Genomic DNA, 13,806 nt, shown 5'->3' with positions numbered 1-13,806 from the left:
CAGTGCGAGGGAGGCCCGGATGACGGCGGCGCCGGGGCGCAGGAGCAGTACTTTCACACGGCTGCTGCGGCACGGATTCACCGACGCCTCCGCCGCCGAGCGGCTCCTGGACAGTCCGGAGCTCGCGCCCCTGCGCGACGACCCGGTGCTGCTGGAGGCGCTGGGCGCCACCGCCGACCCCGATCTCGCGCTGCTCGGCCTCGTCCGGCTGCTGGAGGCCCAGCAGAGCCCCGGCGCCCGCCGGGAACTGCTCGACACGCTGATCGCGGCCAAGCCCCTGCGCGACCGCCTCCTCGGCGTGCTCGGTGCCTCCACCGCCCTCGCCGACCACCTCACCCGGCACCCGGACGACTGGCAGGCCCTCGTCATGTACGAGGCGTACGACCTGCACCCCGGGGTGGAGGAGTTCGAGGCCGGCCTCGCGGAGGCCGACGACCCGGTCTCCCTGCGGGTCGCCTACCGGCGCTGCCTGCTGTCCATCGCCGCCCGGGACGTCTGCGGCACCACCGGCGTCGCCGAGTCCGCCGCCGAGCTGGCCGACCTCGCCACCGCCACCCTGCGCGCCGCCCTCGGTATCGCCGAGGCGGCCGCGCCGCAGGACACCGGCCTGTGCCGGCTCGCCGTCATCGCGATGGGCAAGTGCGGCGGCCACGAGCTGAACTACGTCTCGGACGTGGACGTCATCTTTGTCGGCGAGGCCACCGAGGGGACCGACGAGACCAAGGCCGTACGCGCCGCGACCCGGCTCGCCTCGCACATGATGCGGATCTGCTCCGAGACGACCGTCGAGGGCTCCATCTGGCCCGTCGACGCCAACCTCCGCCCCGAGGGCCGCAACGGCCCCCTCGTGCGGACCCTCTCCAGCCACCTCGCCTACTACCAGCGCTGGGCCAAGACCTGGGAGTTCCAGGCGCTGCTCAAGGCCCGCCCGGTGGCCGGCGACCTCGACCTCGGCGAGGAGTACGTCGCCGCCGTCCAGCCCCTGGTGTGGAAGGCCGCCGAGCGCGAGAACTTCGTCCCCGACGTGCAGAAGATGCGCCGCCGGGTCGTGGAGAACATCCCCGTCGCCGAGGTCGACCGCCAGCTGAAGCTGGGCCCGGGCGGCCTCAGGGACGTCGAGTTCGCCGTGCAGCTGCTCCAGCTGGTGCACGGCCGGGCCGACACCTCCCTGCGCAGCGGTACGACCCTGGACGCGCTCAGGGCCCTGGCCGCCGGCGGTTACGTCGGACGCTCCGACGCGGCCCAGCTCGACGAGGCCTACCGCTTCCTGCGCTCCCTGGAGCACCGCATCCAGCTGTTCCGGCTGCGGCGCACCCACCTCCTCCCCGAGGACGAGGCCGACCTGCGCCGCATCGGCCGTTCCCTCGGCCTGCGCACGGACCCGGTGGCCGACCTGCGCCGCGAGTGGCGGCGGCACACCGGCGTCGTACGCCGGCTGCACGAGAAGCTCTTCTACCGGCCGCTGCTCGACGCGGTCGCCCAGCTCGCCACCGGCGAGGCCCGGCTCAGCACCGAGGCGGCCCGGGAACGCATGGTCGCCCTCGGCTACGCCGACCCGGCCTCCGCCCTGCGTCACCTGGAGGCCCTGGCCTCCGGCGTCACCCGCAAGGCCGCCATCCAGCGCACCCTGCTGCCCGTCCTGCTCGGCTGGTTCGCCGACTCCGCCGACCCGGACGCGGGCCTGCTCAACTTCCGCAAGGTCTCCGACGCGCTCGGCAAGACCCCCTGGTACCTGCGGCTGCTCCGGGACGAGGGCGCCGCCGCGCAGAACCTCGCCCGTGTGCTGTCCGCCGGCCGCCTCGCGCCCGACCTGCTGATGCGCGCGCCGGAGGCGGTCGCGCTGCTCGGCGACGGGGACGGCGGCGGCCTGGAACCTCGGCCGCGCGCCCACTTGGAGCAGGAGATATACGCCGCGGTGAAACGCGCCGACGGCGGCGCCCAGGCGGTCACGGCCGCCCGCGGCGTGCGCCGCCGCGAGCTGTTCCGTACGGCCGCCGCCGACATCGTCGGCTCCTACGGCACCGAGGAGCAGCCCGCCGAGGCGGATCAGGGCGCCCTGGTGGACCGGGTCGGCGGCGCGGTGTCGGACCTGACCGCCGCGACCCTGGCCGGCACGCTCCGCGCGGTCGTGCGGGACGGCTGGGGGGACGACCTGCCCACCCGGTTCGCGATCATCGGCATGGGCCGTTTCGGCGGCCACGAGCTGGGCTACGGCTCCGACGCGGACGTGCTGTTCGTGCACGAGCCGTGCGACGGCGTCGACGAGCGGGAGGCCTCCCAGGCTGCCAACAAGGTCGTCTCCGAGATGCGCAGGCTGCTCCAGATCCCCAGCGCCGACCCGCCCCTGCTGATCGACGCCGACCTGCGCCCGGAGGGCAAGTCCGGCCCGATGGTCCGCACCCTCACCTCGTACGAGGCGTACTACCGCCGGTGGGCCCTGACGTGGGAGTCGCACGCGCTGCTGCGGGCCGAGCCGGTCGCCGGCGACGAGGAACTGGGCCGCCGCTTCATCGAGCTGGTCGACCCGCTGCGCTACCCGGCGGACGGGCTCGCCGACGAGGCCGTCCGCGAGATCCGGCGGCTGAAGGCCCGCATGGAGTCCGAGCGGCTGCCGCGCGGCGCCGACCCCAAGCTGCACGCCAAGCTCGGGCCGGGAGGCCTGTCCGACGTGGAGTGGACCGTGCAGCTCATGCAGCTGCGGCACGGCTCGGCGGAGCCCGGCCTGCGCACCACCCGCACCCGCGAGGCCCTGGCCGCCGCCCGCGCGGCCGGGCTCATGACGGAGGAGGACGCGGCGATCCTCGACGAGGCCTGGGTCCTCGCGACCCGCGTCCGCAACGCGGTGATGCTGGTCCGCGGCCGCGCCGGCGACACCTTCCCGACGGAGCCCCGGGAACTGGCCGCAGTCGGCAGGTATCTGGGATACGGCCCCGGCCACGCGGGCGACATGCTCGACGCGTACCGGCGAACGGCACGCCGGGCGCGCGGTGTGGTGGAGGAACTGTTCTACGGCATCGCCGAGCGCTAGGTCGTGTCCGCGGAGTCCCGCCTGCTCGCAACACCCGGCACTCCCTCTCGCGACGTTGCGGACACCTCCCGGGACCGGCCCGGCACGCTATGCCTCGGCCGTGCGGGCCGGGCGTCACTCGGCCTGGGCGCCGGCACCGTCCGCGGCAGCGCGTACGGCTGCCTTCCGTACCAGAGCCGCGCGACCGTGAACCCGAAGGCCAGGCACAGCACGCCACCGACCGCATCCAGCCAGAAGTGGTTGGCCGTGGCGACGATGACCACCAGCGTCAGCGCCGGGTACAGCAGACCCAGCACCCGCACCCAGGGAACCGCCGCCAGGGCGAAGATCGTCAGCCCGCACCACACGGACCAGCCGATGTGCATCGAGGGCATCGCGGCGTACTGGTTGGACATGTGCTTCAGGTCGCCGGACGCCATCGAACCCCAGGTCTGGTGGACCATGACCGTGTCGATGAAGTCGCGGCCGTTCATCAGCCGCGGGGGCGCCAGCGGATACAGGTAGTAACCGACCAGGGCGACGGCGGTGGTCGCGAACAGCACCGTGCGGGTTGCCGCATAGCGGCCGGGATGGCGACGGTAGAGCCACACCAGGACACCCAGCGTGACGATGAAGTGGAGCGTCGCGTAGTAGTAGTTCATCCCGACGATGAGCCAATGCACCGAGTCCACGGCGTGGTTGACCGACTCCTCGACGGCGATGCCCAGATGGTGCTCGGCCCGCCAGATCCAGTCGGCGTTGCGCAGCGCCTCGGCCTTCTGCTCGGGCACGGCGTTGCGGACGAGCGAGTACGTCCAGTAACTCACCGCGATCAGCAGGATCTCGAACCAGAACCGGGGCCGGCGCGGGGTGCGCAGCCGGCACAGCGGACCACGCCCCGTATGGGCCGCAACGGGGTCCGGGAGGGCCGCTTCCATGCCCTCCGGCTTCGTTACGGTCGTTTCACCCATAGGTGCAAAGTCTGCCAGAAGAGGACTTACCCACCGATCATCCCGCGGCGCCGTGCGGGCCGCATGTCCTACGGCGAAATCAAGCCGCAGGCTTCAGGAGCGACCGCGTTCCCCCGGAGCCGAAGCGGTCGAACCGCGCACCACCAGTTCGGGCATGAACACGAACTCGCTGTGCGGGGCGGGCGTCCCGCCGATCTCCTCCAGCAGCGTGCGCACCGCCGCCTGCCCCATCGCCGGGACCGGCTTGCGGACCGTGGTCAGGGGCGGGTCGGTGAAGGCGATCAGCGGGGAGTCGTCGAAGCCGACCACCGAGATGTCCTTCGGCACGTCCAGACCCAGCTGCCGGGCCGCCCGGATCGCGCCCAGCGCCATCATGTCGCTGGCGCACACCACGGCCGTGCAGTTCCGCTCGATCAACGCCGTGGCCGCCGCCTGACCACCCTCCAGGGTGTACAGGGAGTGCTGCACCAGCTCCGACTCGACGGTCTCGGCACCCAGACCCAACTGGTCCTGCACCGTGCGCACGAACCCCTCGATCTTGCGCTGCACCGGCACGAACCGCTTGGGCCCGAGGGCCAGACCGATCCGGGTGTGCCCCAGGGACACCAGGTGCGTGACCGCGAGGTTCATCGCCGCGCGGTCGTCGGGGGAGATGAACGGCGCCTGCACCTTCGGCGAGAAACCGTCGACCAGCACGTAGGGCACGCCCTGGGCGCGCAGCCGGTCGTAGCGCTGCATGTCGGCGGTGGTGTCCGCGTGCAGCCCGGAGACGTAGATGATGCCGGCGACCCCGCGGTCCACGAGCATCTCCGTGAGCTCGTCCTCGGTCGAGCCGCCCGGGGTCTGGGTGGCCAGCACCGGGGTGTAGCCCTGGCGCGTCAGCGCCTGGCCGATGACCTGCGCCAGGGCCGGGAAGATCGGGTTCTCCAGCTCCGGGGTGATCAGCCCGACCAGCCCCTCGCTGCGCTGGCGCAGGCGCACCGGGCGTTCGTAGCCCAGCACGTCGAGAGCGGCCAGCACGGACTGGCGGGTGGTGGCGGCGACGCCCGGCTTCCCGTTGAGGACGCGGCTGACGGTCGCTTCGCTCACCCCCGCCTGCACAGCGATGTCGGCAAGCCGTGTGGTCACAGCACCGGACTGTAGCGGCCGGGGTTCTCCTTGCACACCGACGGGACGCCTGATGCGCGCCGTCGCACGGCCCGCTGCGGGTGGCTTGGTCATCGCGGTCCCTCGGAATTCGTGGTCGGCGTCCGATCCGCAACGGATGATTCCCCCGGCGGACCCGGATGGCAAGTGCTTGCAGAGTCTTGCACAGCTGTCCGACTCGCTGTCGAACAGCTGGATATGCGGGCTGCGGCGCGGTGGAGGAGAGGCCGTAGGGAGGTCACGGCGGGATAACCTTCCCTCCCCCTTGCAACTTTTTGCTGCAAGGTCTTTCGCAACTCGTTGCAGCGCGGCTAATCTCACCGACGCCCGGCCGCCAACGGCGCAGTCGGCAGCACGAACGGGCTTTCACCCTCAAGGAGAACTCATGCGGCGTGGCATAGCGGCCACCGCGCTGGTGGCGTCCCTCGCCCTGGCGGCGACGGCCTGCGGCGGAAGCGACAGCGGCGACGAGGCCGGCGGCCCGGTCACCATCACCTGGTGGGACACCTCCAACGCGACCAACGAGGCGCCGACGTACCAGGCCCTGGTCAAGGAGTTCGAGGCCGCCCACAAGGACATCAAGGTCAACTACGTCAACGTCCCCTTCGACCAGGCGCAGAACAAGTTCGACACCGCCGCCGGTTCCAAGGGCGCCCCCGACGTGCTGCGCTCCGAGGTCGGCTGGACCCCCGCCTTCGCCAAGAAGGGCTTCTTCGCGCCGCTGGACGGCACCGAGGCCCTCGCCGAGCAGGACAAGTTCCAGCCCAGCCTGATCCAGCAGGCCACGTACGAGGGCAAGACCTACGGCGTCCCCTTCACCACGGACACCCTCGCCCTCGTCTACAACAAGGCCCTCTACGAGAAGGCCGGCGTCGAGGCCCCCAAGACCTGGGAGGACCTGAAGAAGGCCGCCGCCACGATCAAGGACAAGACCGGCGTCGACGGCTACTGGGGCTCCACCCAGGCCTACTACGCCCAGTCCTTCCTCTACGGCGAGGGCACCGACACCGTGGACGCGGACGCCAAGAAGATCACCGTCACCTCGCCCGAGGCCAAGAAGGCCTACGGCACCTGGCGGGGCCTCTTCTCCGGCAAGGGCCTGCACAAGGCCGACACCACGGCCGACGCCTACGCCCACATCCAGGAGGCGTTCGTCAGCGGCAAGGTCGCCTCGATCGTCCAGGGCCCGTGGGAGATCACGAACTTCTACAAGGGCTCTGCCTTCAAGGACAAGAACAACCTCGGCATCGCCACCGTCCCGGCCGGTTCCACCAGCAAGGCGGGCGCCCCGACCGGCGGCCACAACCTCTCCGTGTACGCGGGCTCGGACAAGGCCCACCAGGAGGCCTCGCTGAAGTTCGTGAAGTTCATGACCTCGGCCAAGGCCCAGGAGACCATCGCGCTGAAGAACTCCACGCTTCCCACCCGCGAGGACGCCTACACCGCGAAGGTCAAGGCCGACCCGGGCATCGCCGGCTACCAGGGTGTGTTGTCCTCCGCCCAGCCGCGCCCGGCGCTGCCCGAGTACAGCTCCCTGTGGGCCCCGCTGGACGACGAGCTGATCGAGATCGCGGGCGGCAAGGAGTCCCTGGACAAGGGCCTCGGTGACGCCGAGACCGCCATCGCCAAGCTGGTGCCGGACTTCTCCAAGTGACCGCCGCGTGGCCGCCGGACCCCCTGTCATGGGAGAGGGGACCGGCGGCCACCGGCCCGCGCCCGGGCAGCCCCCTGACCTCCTTGAACCTCCAGAAGGTGTCGAACCATGACAGTCGCCATCGACCGAGCGACCGGCAAGCGGCGCGGTGAGCGGGAACCACGGCCCGGACCGGTGCAGCGGCTGAGGAACGGCCTGAACAAGCACTGGTACGCCTACGCGATGGTCGCCCCGGTGGCGATCGTCCTCGGCGTCCTGGTGCTGTACCCGCTGGCGTACGGCCTGTACCTGACGCTCACCGACGCCACCAGCCTCAACACCGCCCGCACGATCGGCGTCAACGAGATCGACGCCACCTACAAGTTCATCGGCCTGGACAACTACGCCGACATCCTGTGGGGCCCCACGGCGTACGACCGTTTCTGGTCGCACTTCCTCTGGACGGTCTTCTGGACGGCGGCCTGCGTCACCCTGCACTACGGCCTCGGTCTCGGCCTCGCCCTGCTGCTCAACCAGAAGCTGCGCGGCCGCACCCTCTACCGCATGATCCTGGTGCTGCCCTGGGCGGTGCCGACCTTCGTCACCGTGTTCGGCTGGCGGTTCATGCTCGCCGACGGCGGCATCATCAACTCCGGCCTGGAACTGCTGCACCTGCCGACGCCCTCGTGGCTGGAGGACACCTTCTGGCAGCGGTTCTCCGCGATCATGGTCAACACCTGGTGCGGTGTGCCGTTCATGATGGTCTCGCTCCTCGGTGGCCTGCAGTCGATCGACGCGAGCCTGTACGAGGCCTCCGAGATGGACGGCGCCAGCGCCTGGCAGCGGTTCCGCTACGTCACCCTGCCCGGTCTGAGGTCCGTCAGCACGACGGTCGTACTCCTCGGCGTCATCTGGACCTTCAACCAGTTCGCCATCATCTTCCTGTTGTTCGGCAACACCGCCCCGGACGCCCAGATCCTCGTGACGTGGGCCTACCACCTGGGCTTCGGGCAGCAACCGCGCGACTACGCCCAGTCCGCCGCCTACGGAATCCTGCTCCTGTCCATCCTGATCGTCTTCACCTCCTTCTACCGCCGCTGGCTGAACCGCAACGAGCAGCAGCTCGCGATCTGAGGCAGGAGTCCGAAATGAGTACTACCACCGTCGAGACCCCCGCCCCGGCGGCCGAGCGGCGCCCCGCGGGCGCCCCCGGCAGGACGCGCCGGCGCGGCGAGCAGAGCCGCGCGGCCGCCCTCGCCTCGCACGCCGTGCTGATCGGCGCGAGCCTGACCGCGCTCTTCCCGATCGCCTGGCTGGTCTTCCTGTCCCTCGGCCCGGACAAGGACGACTACCTCCACCCCGGGCGCATCTGGGACAAGATGACGTTCGACAACTACGCGTTCGTCCTGCAGGACACCGGCTTCTTCGACTGGCTGAAGAGCACGCTGGTCGTGGTGCTGGGCACGACGCTCATCGGCGTCATCGTCGCCGCGTCCACCGGCTACGCCGTCTCCCGCATGCGGTTCCCCGGCTACCGGAAGCTGATGTGGGTGCTGCTGGTCACCCAGATGTTCCCGATCGCGGTACTGATCGTGCCGATGTACCAGATCCTCTCGGATCTGCAGCTCATCGACAGCTACCTTGGTCTCATCCTTGTCAACTGCACCACGATCGTGCCGTACTGCGCCTGGCTGATGAAGGGCTATTTCGACACCATCCCGTTCGAGATCGACGAGGCCGGGCGCGTCGACGGGCTGACCCCCTTCGGCACGTTCGCGCGGCTCATCCTGCCGCTCGCCAAGCCGGGCCTCGCGGTCGCGGCGTTCTACAGCTTCCTCACGGCCTTCGGTGAGGTCGCGTTCGCCTCGACGTTCATGCTGAGCGACGACAAGTACACGTTCGCCGTCGGTCTGCAGACGTTCGTGAGCGAGCACGACGCACAGCGCAACCTGATGGCCGCGACGGCTGTGCTGATCGCGATACCGGCCGCCCTGTTCTTCTACCTCGTGCAGAAGAACCTGGTGACCGGGCTCACCGCTGGTGGCACGAAGGGGTGACCCCGCGCCCTGCGGGGCGCGGTCCCACCGCACTCCACAAGCCCGAGGCGGCCGCGGTGCCCATCCGACCCCGCTGTGCCGCGGCCGCCTCGTCACCCACCCCACGTCTCACATGACCACACCTCTCCCCCCACTCTCGAACCCGCTCGAGCGGGGGGACCCCCATCGCATCAAGGACGACATGAGCCAGCACCCAGCCGCACCTGCCCCCACCCCCACGTCCGCAGTCGCCGTCGCCAAGCGCCGCGACTGGTGGCGGGAGGCGGTGATCTACCAGGTGTACCCGCGCAGCTTCGCCGACAGCAACGGTGACGGCATGGGCGACCTGGAAGGTGTCCGCACCCGCCTGCCGTACCTGCGCGACCTCGGCGTGGACGCCGTGTGGCTCAGCCCCTTCTACGCCTCGCCGCAGGCCGACGCCGGCTACGACGTCGCCGACTACCGCGCCGTCGACCCGATGTTCGGCAACCTCCTGCACGCCGACGCGCTGATCCGCGACGCCCACCGGCTGAGCCTGCGGATCATCGTCGACCTGGTCCCGAACCACTCCTCCGACCAGCACGAGTGGTTCAAGCGGGCCGTCGCCGAAGGCCCGGGCTCCTCGCTGCGGGAGCGCTACCACTTCCGCCCCGGCAAGGGGGAGAACGGCGAGTTGCCGCCCAACGACTGGGAGTCGATCTTCGGCGGGCCGGCGTGGACCCGCGTCACCGAACCCGACGGCACGCCCGGCGAGTGGTACCTGCACCTCTTCGCCCCCGAGCAGCCCGACTTCAACTGGGAGCACCCGGCGGTCGGCGACGAGTTCCGCTCCATCCTGCGCTTCTGGCTGGACATGGGCGTCGACGGCTTCCGGATCGACGTCGCCCACGGTCTGGTGAAGGCCGAGGGGCTGCCCGACCTTGGATCCCATGACCAGGTGAAACTGCTGGGCAACGATGTCATGCCCTTCTTCGACCAGGACGGTGTGCACGAGATCTACCGGCAGTGGCGGCTCATCCTCGACGAGTACGCGGAAAGGAAGGGGCCCGAAGGGCCTTCGACAGAAGGGCGGTGGTGGGAGACGGGTGGGCGGATCTTCGTGGCGGAGGCCTGGACCCCCACCATCGAGCGCACCGCGAACTACGTCCGCCCCGACGAGCTGCACCAGGCCTTCAACTTCCAGTACCTCAGCACCCACTGGGACGCCGAGGAGATGCGCGAGGTCATCGACCGCACCCTGGAGGCCATGCGCCCGGTCGGTGCCCCCGCCACCTGGGTGCTGTCCAACCACGACGTGACCCGGCACGCCACCCGCTTCGCCAACCCGCCCGGCCTCGGCACGCAGATCCGCCTGGCCGGCGACCGTGAACTGGGGCTGCGCAGGGCCCGGGCGGCGAGCCTGCTGATGCTGGCGCTTCCCGGCTCGGCGTACGTCTACCAGGGCGAGGAGCTCGGCCTGCCCGACGTCGTCGACCTGCCGGACGAGGTGCGCCAGGACCCGGCGTACTTCCGGGGCGCGGGCCAGGACGGTTTCCGTGACGGCTGCCGGGTGCCGATCCCGTGGACCCGGACGGGTTCGTCGTACGGCTTCGGTGACGGTGGCAGCTGGCTGCCGCAGCCGGAGGGCTGGGGCGAGCTGAGCGTCGAGGCGCAGACCGGTGAGCCCGGCTCGACCCTGGAGCTGTACCGGGCCGCGCTCGCGGTGCGCCGCGAGCAGCCCGACCTCGGCGCCGGCACGTCCGTGGAGTGGCTGCGGGCGCCCGAGGGCGTGCTGGCCTTCCGGCGCGGGGAGTTCGTGTGCGTCGCGAACACCACCGGCGAGTCGGTGGCGATGCCGGCGTACGGCCGGGTGCTGGTCGCCAGCGGGGAGATCGTCCAGGTCGACGACGAGGCGAAGGTGCCCGCCGACACCACGGTGTGGTGGACGACGGCGATCACCGCCTGATTTTCCTTTGAATTTCGTACGGCCCGCTGCCCTTTCGGGCGGCGGGCCTCTACTATCTGCGGCACCGCAAGGTTTCTGAACCTTGCTGCAAGAACCTTCAACGAAGAAGGAAACCCCACATGACACGCAGACACCTCGCCGCCGTCGCGCTCGCCGCGGCTTCGGTTGTCATGAACCCGACTGGTGCGCAGGCCTCCCCACCTGGCACCAAGGACGTCACCGCCGTCCTCTTCGAGTGGAACTTCGCCTCGGTCGCCCGTGAGTGCACCAGCACCCTCGGGCCCGCCGGGTACGGCTACGTCCAGGTCTCCCCGCCCGCCGAGCACATACAGGGCCCGCAGTGGTGGACCTCGTACCAGCCGGTCAGCTACAAGATCGCCGGCCGGCTCGGCGACCGCACGGCGTTCCGCAACATGGTGAACACCTGCCACGCGGCCGGTGTGAAGGTCGTCGCCGACACCGTCATCAACCACATGGCGGCGGGCGACGGCACCGGCACCGGCGGCTCGCAGTACACCAAGTACGACTACCCGGGCCTGTACTCCGCGCCCGACTTCGACGACTGCACGAGCCGGATCGGCAACTACCAGGACCGCTGGAACGTCCAGCACTGCGAACTGGTCGGCCTCTCCGACCTCGACACGGGCGAGAACCACGTCCGCGGCGCGATCGCCGGTTACATGAACGACCTGCTCTCCCTCGGCGTCGACGGCTTCCGCATCGACGCGGCCAAGCACATGGACGCCGCCGACCTGGCGAACATCAAGTCCCGGCTGAGCAACCCGTCGGCGTACTGGAAACAGGAGGTCATCCACGGCTCGGGTGAGGCCGTCCAGCCCACCGAGTACACCGGCAACGGCGACGTCCAGGAGTTCCGCTACGCCTACGACCTCAAGCGGGTCTTCACCAACGAGAACCTCGCCTATCTGAAGAACTACGGCGAGGGCTGGGGCTATATGAACAGCGGTGTCTCCGGTGTCTTCGTCGACAACCACGACACCGAGCGCAACGGCTCGACCCTCAGCTACAAGGACAACGCGAACTACACCCTCGCCAACGTCTTCATGCTGGCCTGGCCCTACGGCGCCCCCGACATCAACTCCGGCTACGAGTTCACCGACCACGACGCCGGCCCGCCGAACGGTGGCCAGGTGAACGCCTGCTGGCAGAACGGCTGGAAGTGCCAGCACGACTGGCCGGAGATCAGGTCCATGGTCGGCTTCCGCAACGCCACCCGGGGCCAGGCCGTCACCGACTGGTGGGACAACGGCGGCGACGCCATCGCCTTCGGCCGGGGCGGCAAGGGCTTCGTGGCCATCAACCACGAGCCGGGCTCCCTGACCCGGATCTACCAGACCTCGCTGCCGGCGGGAACCTACTGCGACGTGCAGAACAACAGGACGGTGACGGTCGACTCCAGCGGCCGGCTCACGGCCACCCTCGGCTCGAACACCGCCCTGGCGATCTACGCGGGGAAGTCCAACTGCTAGGCACCGGCGCTCAGTTGCGGTGCGAGCGGGATTGACGCTTCCGGAACGCTGCTCTACGTTCCCTCACCAGTGCCAACTCCCTGAACGCTGTTCAGCATCTCGAACTCGCCCCTCGGAAACCCCGAGGGGCGACCGCATACCACTGGGAGCGCTCCCATGACGGGACGGATCACGCTGCGCAGGATCAGAACCTGGACGGTCACCTCCCTCGCGGTGCTGCTGACGACCGCCGGAGTCACCGCCGAGGCCCTGCCGGAGGACCTCCGGGCGGACGCCTCCGCCACCATCAACGGCTCCACCCGGCACCAGCCCATCGACGGCTTCGGCATCTCCGAGCACTTCGGCAGGGCCGAGATCATGCGGGGCTCGCAGGGCCTGCCCGCCGAACGGCAACGCGAGATCCTCGACCTGCTCTTCAGCCGGAGCACCGGCGCCGGGCTGAGCATCCTGCGCCTCGGCATCGACTCGGGCATCCAGCCGACCGACCCCGGCGGCCCGGACGCGACCCCGAATTACGTGTGGGACCGCGACGACAAGGGCCAGGTGTGGCTCGCCCAGCAGGCCAAGGCGTACGGCGTGAACCGCTTCTACGCCGACGCCTGGACCGCGCCCGGGTACATGAAGACGAACGGCACCGACGCGAACGGCGGCACCCTGTGCGGCCTGTCCGGAGCCACTTGCGCGAGCGGCGACTGGCGCAAGGCGTACGCGAACTACCTGGTCCAGTACGCCAGGTTCTACGCACAGGAGGGCATCCGGATCAACGACCTCGGGTTCACCAACGAGCCCGACTACACCGCCACGTACGACTCCATGCGGCTCACGCCCGCCCAGGCGGTCGAGTTCACCAAGGTTTTCGGACCCGTGGCGCGGGCGGGCGGCCACAGAATCGTCTGCTGCGACTCCTTCGGCTGGAACCAGCAGAAGAACTACACCAGGGCGATCGAGGCCGACGCGACCGCTCGGGGCTATGTCGACACCCATGCCGGGCACACCTACGCCAGCCCCGTCGACGGCCCGCTGCCGACGCGGAAGCGGACCTGGATGTCGGAGTGGTCGCCCAACGGCACCACCTGGAACGAGGCCTGGGACGACGGCAGCGGCTACGACGGCTTCACCGTAGCCTCCGCCGTGCACGACGCGCTCACCAAGGGCAACACCAGCGGCTACGTCTACTGGTACGGCGCCTCGGTCGGCGCCACCCGCGGGCTGATCCAGATGGACGGCGCGAACTACCACGTCTCCAAGCGCCTGTGGGCGCTGGCGAACTACAGCCGCTTCATCCGGCCCGGGGCCACCCGCATCGGCGCCACCGCCTCCGACACCAACCTCAGGCTGTCGGCGTTCCGCAACACGGACGGATCCGTGACGGTCGTGGCGCTCAACGCGGCCGGCAGCGCCACCCCGGTCTCGTTCAGCCTGCGGAACATCGGATTCACCACTGGAACGGTGACCCCCTACCTGACCGACGGCTCCCGCAGCACCGCCCGGCAGTCGGCCGTACCTGTCACCGGGGGGTCGCTGAAGGCCACGGTTCCGGCCCGCTCGCTCGTCACCTACACCATCAAGCGATAGGAG

At 70.1% G+C, this 13,806-nt stretch carries 9 protein-coding genes; 7 read left to right on the top strand and 2 right to left on the bottom strand.

Going from position 1 to position 13,806, the window contains the following annotated elements; translation table 11 throughout:
- Positions 1–19 precede the first annotated feature (19 nt).
- Positions 20–3,028: a bifunctional [glutamine synthetase] adenylyltransferase/[glutamine synthetase]-adenylyl-L-tyrosine phosphorylase gene (locus CEB94_RS11935; protein WP_175432192.1), complete on the top strand. Its 3,009-nt coding sequence runs from the start codon at positions 20–22 to the stop codon at positions 3,026–3,028.
- Here CEB94_RS11935 and CEB94_RS11930 read toward each other — a convergent pair.
- A complete protein-coding gene (locus tag CEB94_RS11930; protein ID WP_175432191.1) occupies positions 3,025–3,978 on the bottom strand; it encodes a phosphatase PAP2 family protein in 954 nt (317 codons plus the stop codon). The two genes, CEB94_RS11935 and CEB94_RS11930, sit on opposite strands and share 4 nt — an antisense overlap.
- 93 nt (positions 3,979–4,071) lie before the next feature.
- Positions 4,072–5,106, bottom strand: a complete 1,035-nt coding sequence (locus tag CEB94_RS11925; protein ID WP_175432190.1) for a LacI family DNA-binding transcriptional regulator — start codon at positions 5,104–5,106, stop codon at positions 4,072–4,074.
- A gap of 403 nt (positions 5,107–5,509) precedes the next feature.
- On the opposite strand from CEB94_RS11925, the gene CEB94_RS11920 reads away from it, so the two are divergent.
- The 6 genes from CEB94_RS11920 to CEB94_RS11895 all read left to right on the top strand — a co-directional run bounded on the left by CEB94_RS11920 (position 5,510) and on the right by CEB94_RS11895 (position 13,803).
- Positions 5,510–6,778, top strand: a complete 1,269-nt coding sequence (locus tag CEB94_RS11920) for an extracellular solute-binding protein (protein ID WP_175432189.1) — start codon at positions 5,510–5,512, stop codon at positions 6,776–6,778.
- Between the two features lie 108 nt (positions 6,779–6,886).
- Entirely contained in the window at positions 6,887–7,891 is a 1,005-nt protein-coding gene (locus tag CEB94_RS11915) for a carbohydrate ABC transporter permease (protein WP_175432188.1), read from the top strand.
- Between the two features lie 14 nt (positions 7,892–7,905).
- Positions 7,906–8,814, top strand: coding sequence for a sugar ABC transporter permease (locus tag CEB94_RS11910; RefSeq protein WP_175432187.1), 909 nt, complete (start codon positions 7,906–7,908; stop codon positions 8,812–8,814).
- A 181-nt stretch (positions 8,815–8,995) separates the two neighbouring features.
- Positions 8,996–10,738, top strand: coding sequence for a glycoside hydrolase family 13 protein (locus CEB94_RS11905; protein ID WP_175432186.1), 1,743 nt, complete (start codon positions 8,996–8,998; stop codon positions 10,736–10,738).
- A gap of 119 nt (positions 10,739–10,857) precedes the next feature.
- The gene (locus CEB94_RS11900; RefSeq protein ID WP_175432185.1) at positions 10,858–12,228 is read left to right on the top strand and encodes an alpha-amylase; all 1,371 of its coding nucleotides are present in this window, start codon (positions 10,858–10,860) and stop codon (positions 12,226–12,228) included.
- A gap of 156 nt (positions 12,229–12,384) precedes the next feature.
- A complete protein-coding gene (locus tag CEB94_RS11895; RefSeq protein WP_175432184.1) occupies positions 12,385–13,803 on the top strand; it encodes a glycoside hydrolase family 30 protein in 1,419 nt (472 codons plus the stop codon).
- The last annotated feature ends 3 nt before the right edge of the window (positions 13,804–13,806 follow it).

This window comes from Streptomyces hawaiiensis, assembly GCF_004803895.1.
In the GTDB taxonomy this organism is placed as follows: Bacteria; Actinomycetota; Actinomycetes; order Streptomycetales; family Streptomycetaceae; genus Streptomyces; species Streptomyces hawaiiensis.
The sequence above is the reverse complement of the archived record's forward strand: the minus strand, read 5'-3'. Positions and strand labels throughout refer to the sequence as shown.

Excerpts from the sequence above, each read along its gene's own strand:
- CEB94_RS11895 (WP_175432184.1), top strand. The coding sequence starts at position 12,385 with ATGACGGGACGGATCACGCTGCGCAGGATCAGAACCTGGACGGTCACC.
- CEB94_RS11935 (WP_175432192.1), top strand. The coding sequence starts at position 20 with ATGACGGCGGCGCCGGGGCGCAGGAGCAGTACTTTCACACGGCTGCTG.
- CEB94_RS11930 (WP_175432191.1), bottom strand. The coding sequence starts at position 3,978 with ATGGGTGAAACGACCGTAACGAAGCCGGAGGGCATGGAAGCGGCCCTC.
- CEB94_RS11915 (WP_175432188.1), top strand. The coding sequence starts at position 6,887 with ATGACAGTCGCCATCGACCGAGCGACCGGCAAGCGGCGCGGTGAGCGG.
- CEB94_RS11905 (WP_175432186.1), top strand. The coding sequence starts at position 8,996 with ATGAGCCAGCACCCAGCCGCACCTGCCCCCACCCCCACGTCCGCAGTC.
- CEB94_RS11920 (WP_175432189.1), top strand. The coding sequence starts at position 5,510 with ATGCGGCGTGGCATAGCGGCCACCGCGCTGGTGGCGTCCCTCGCCCTG.
- CEB94_RS11910 (WP_175432187.1), top strand. The coding sequence starts at position 7,906 with ATGAGTACTACCACCGTCGAGACCCCCGCCCCGGCGGCCGAGCGGCGC.
- CEB94_RS11900 (WP_175432185.1), top strand. The coding sequence starts at position 10,858 with ATGACACGCAGACACCTCGCCGCCGTCGCGCTCGCCGCGGCTTCGGTT.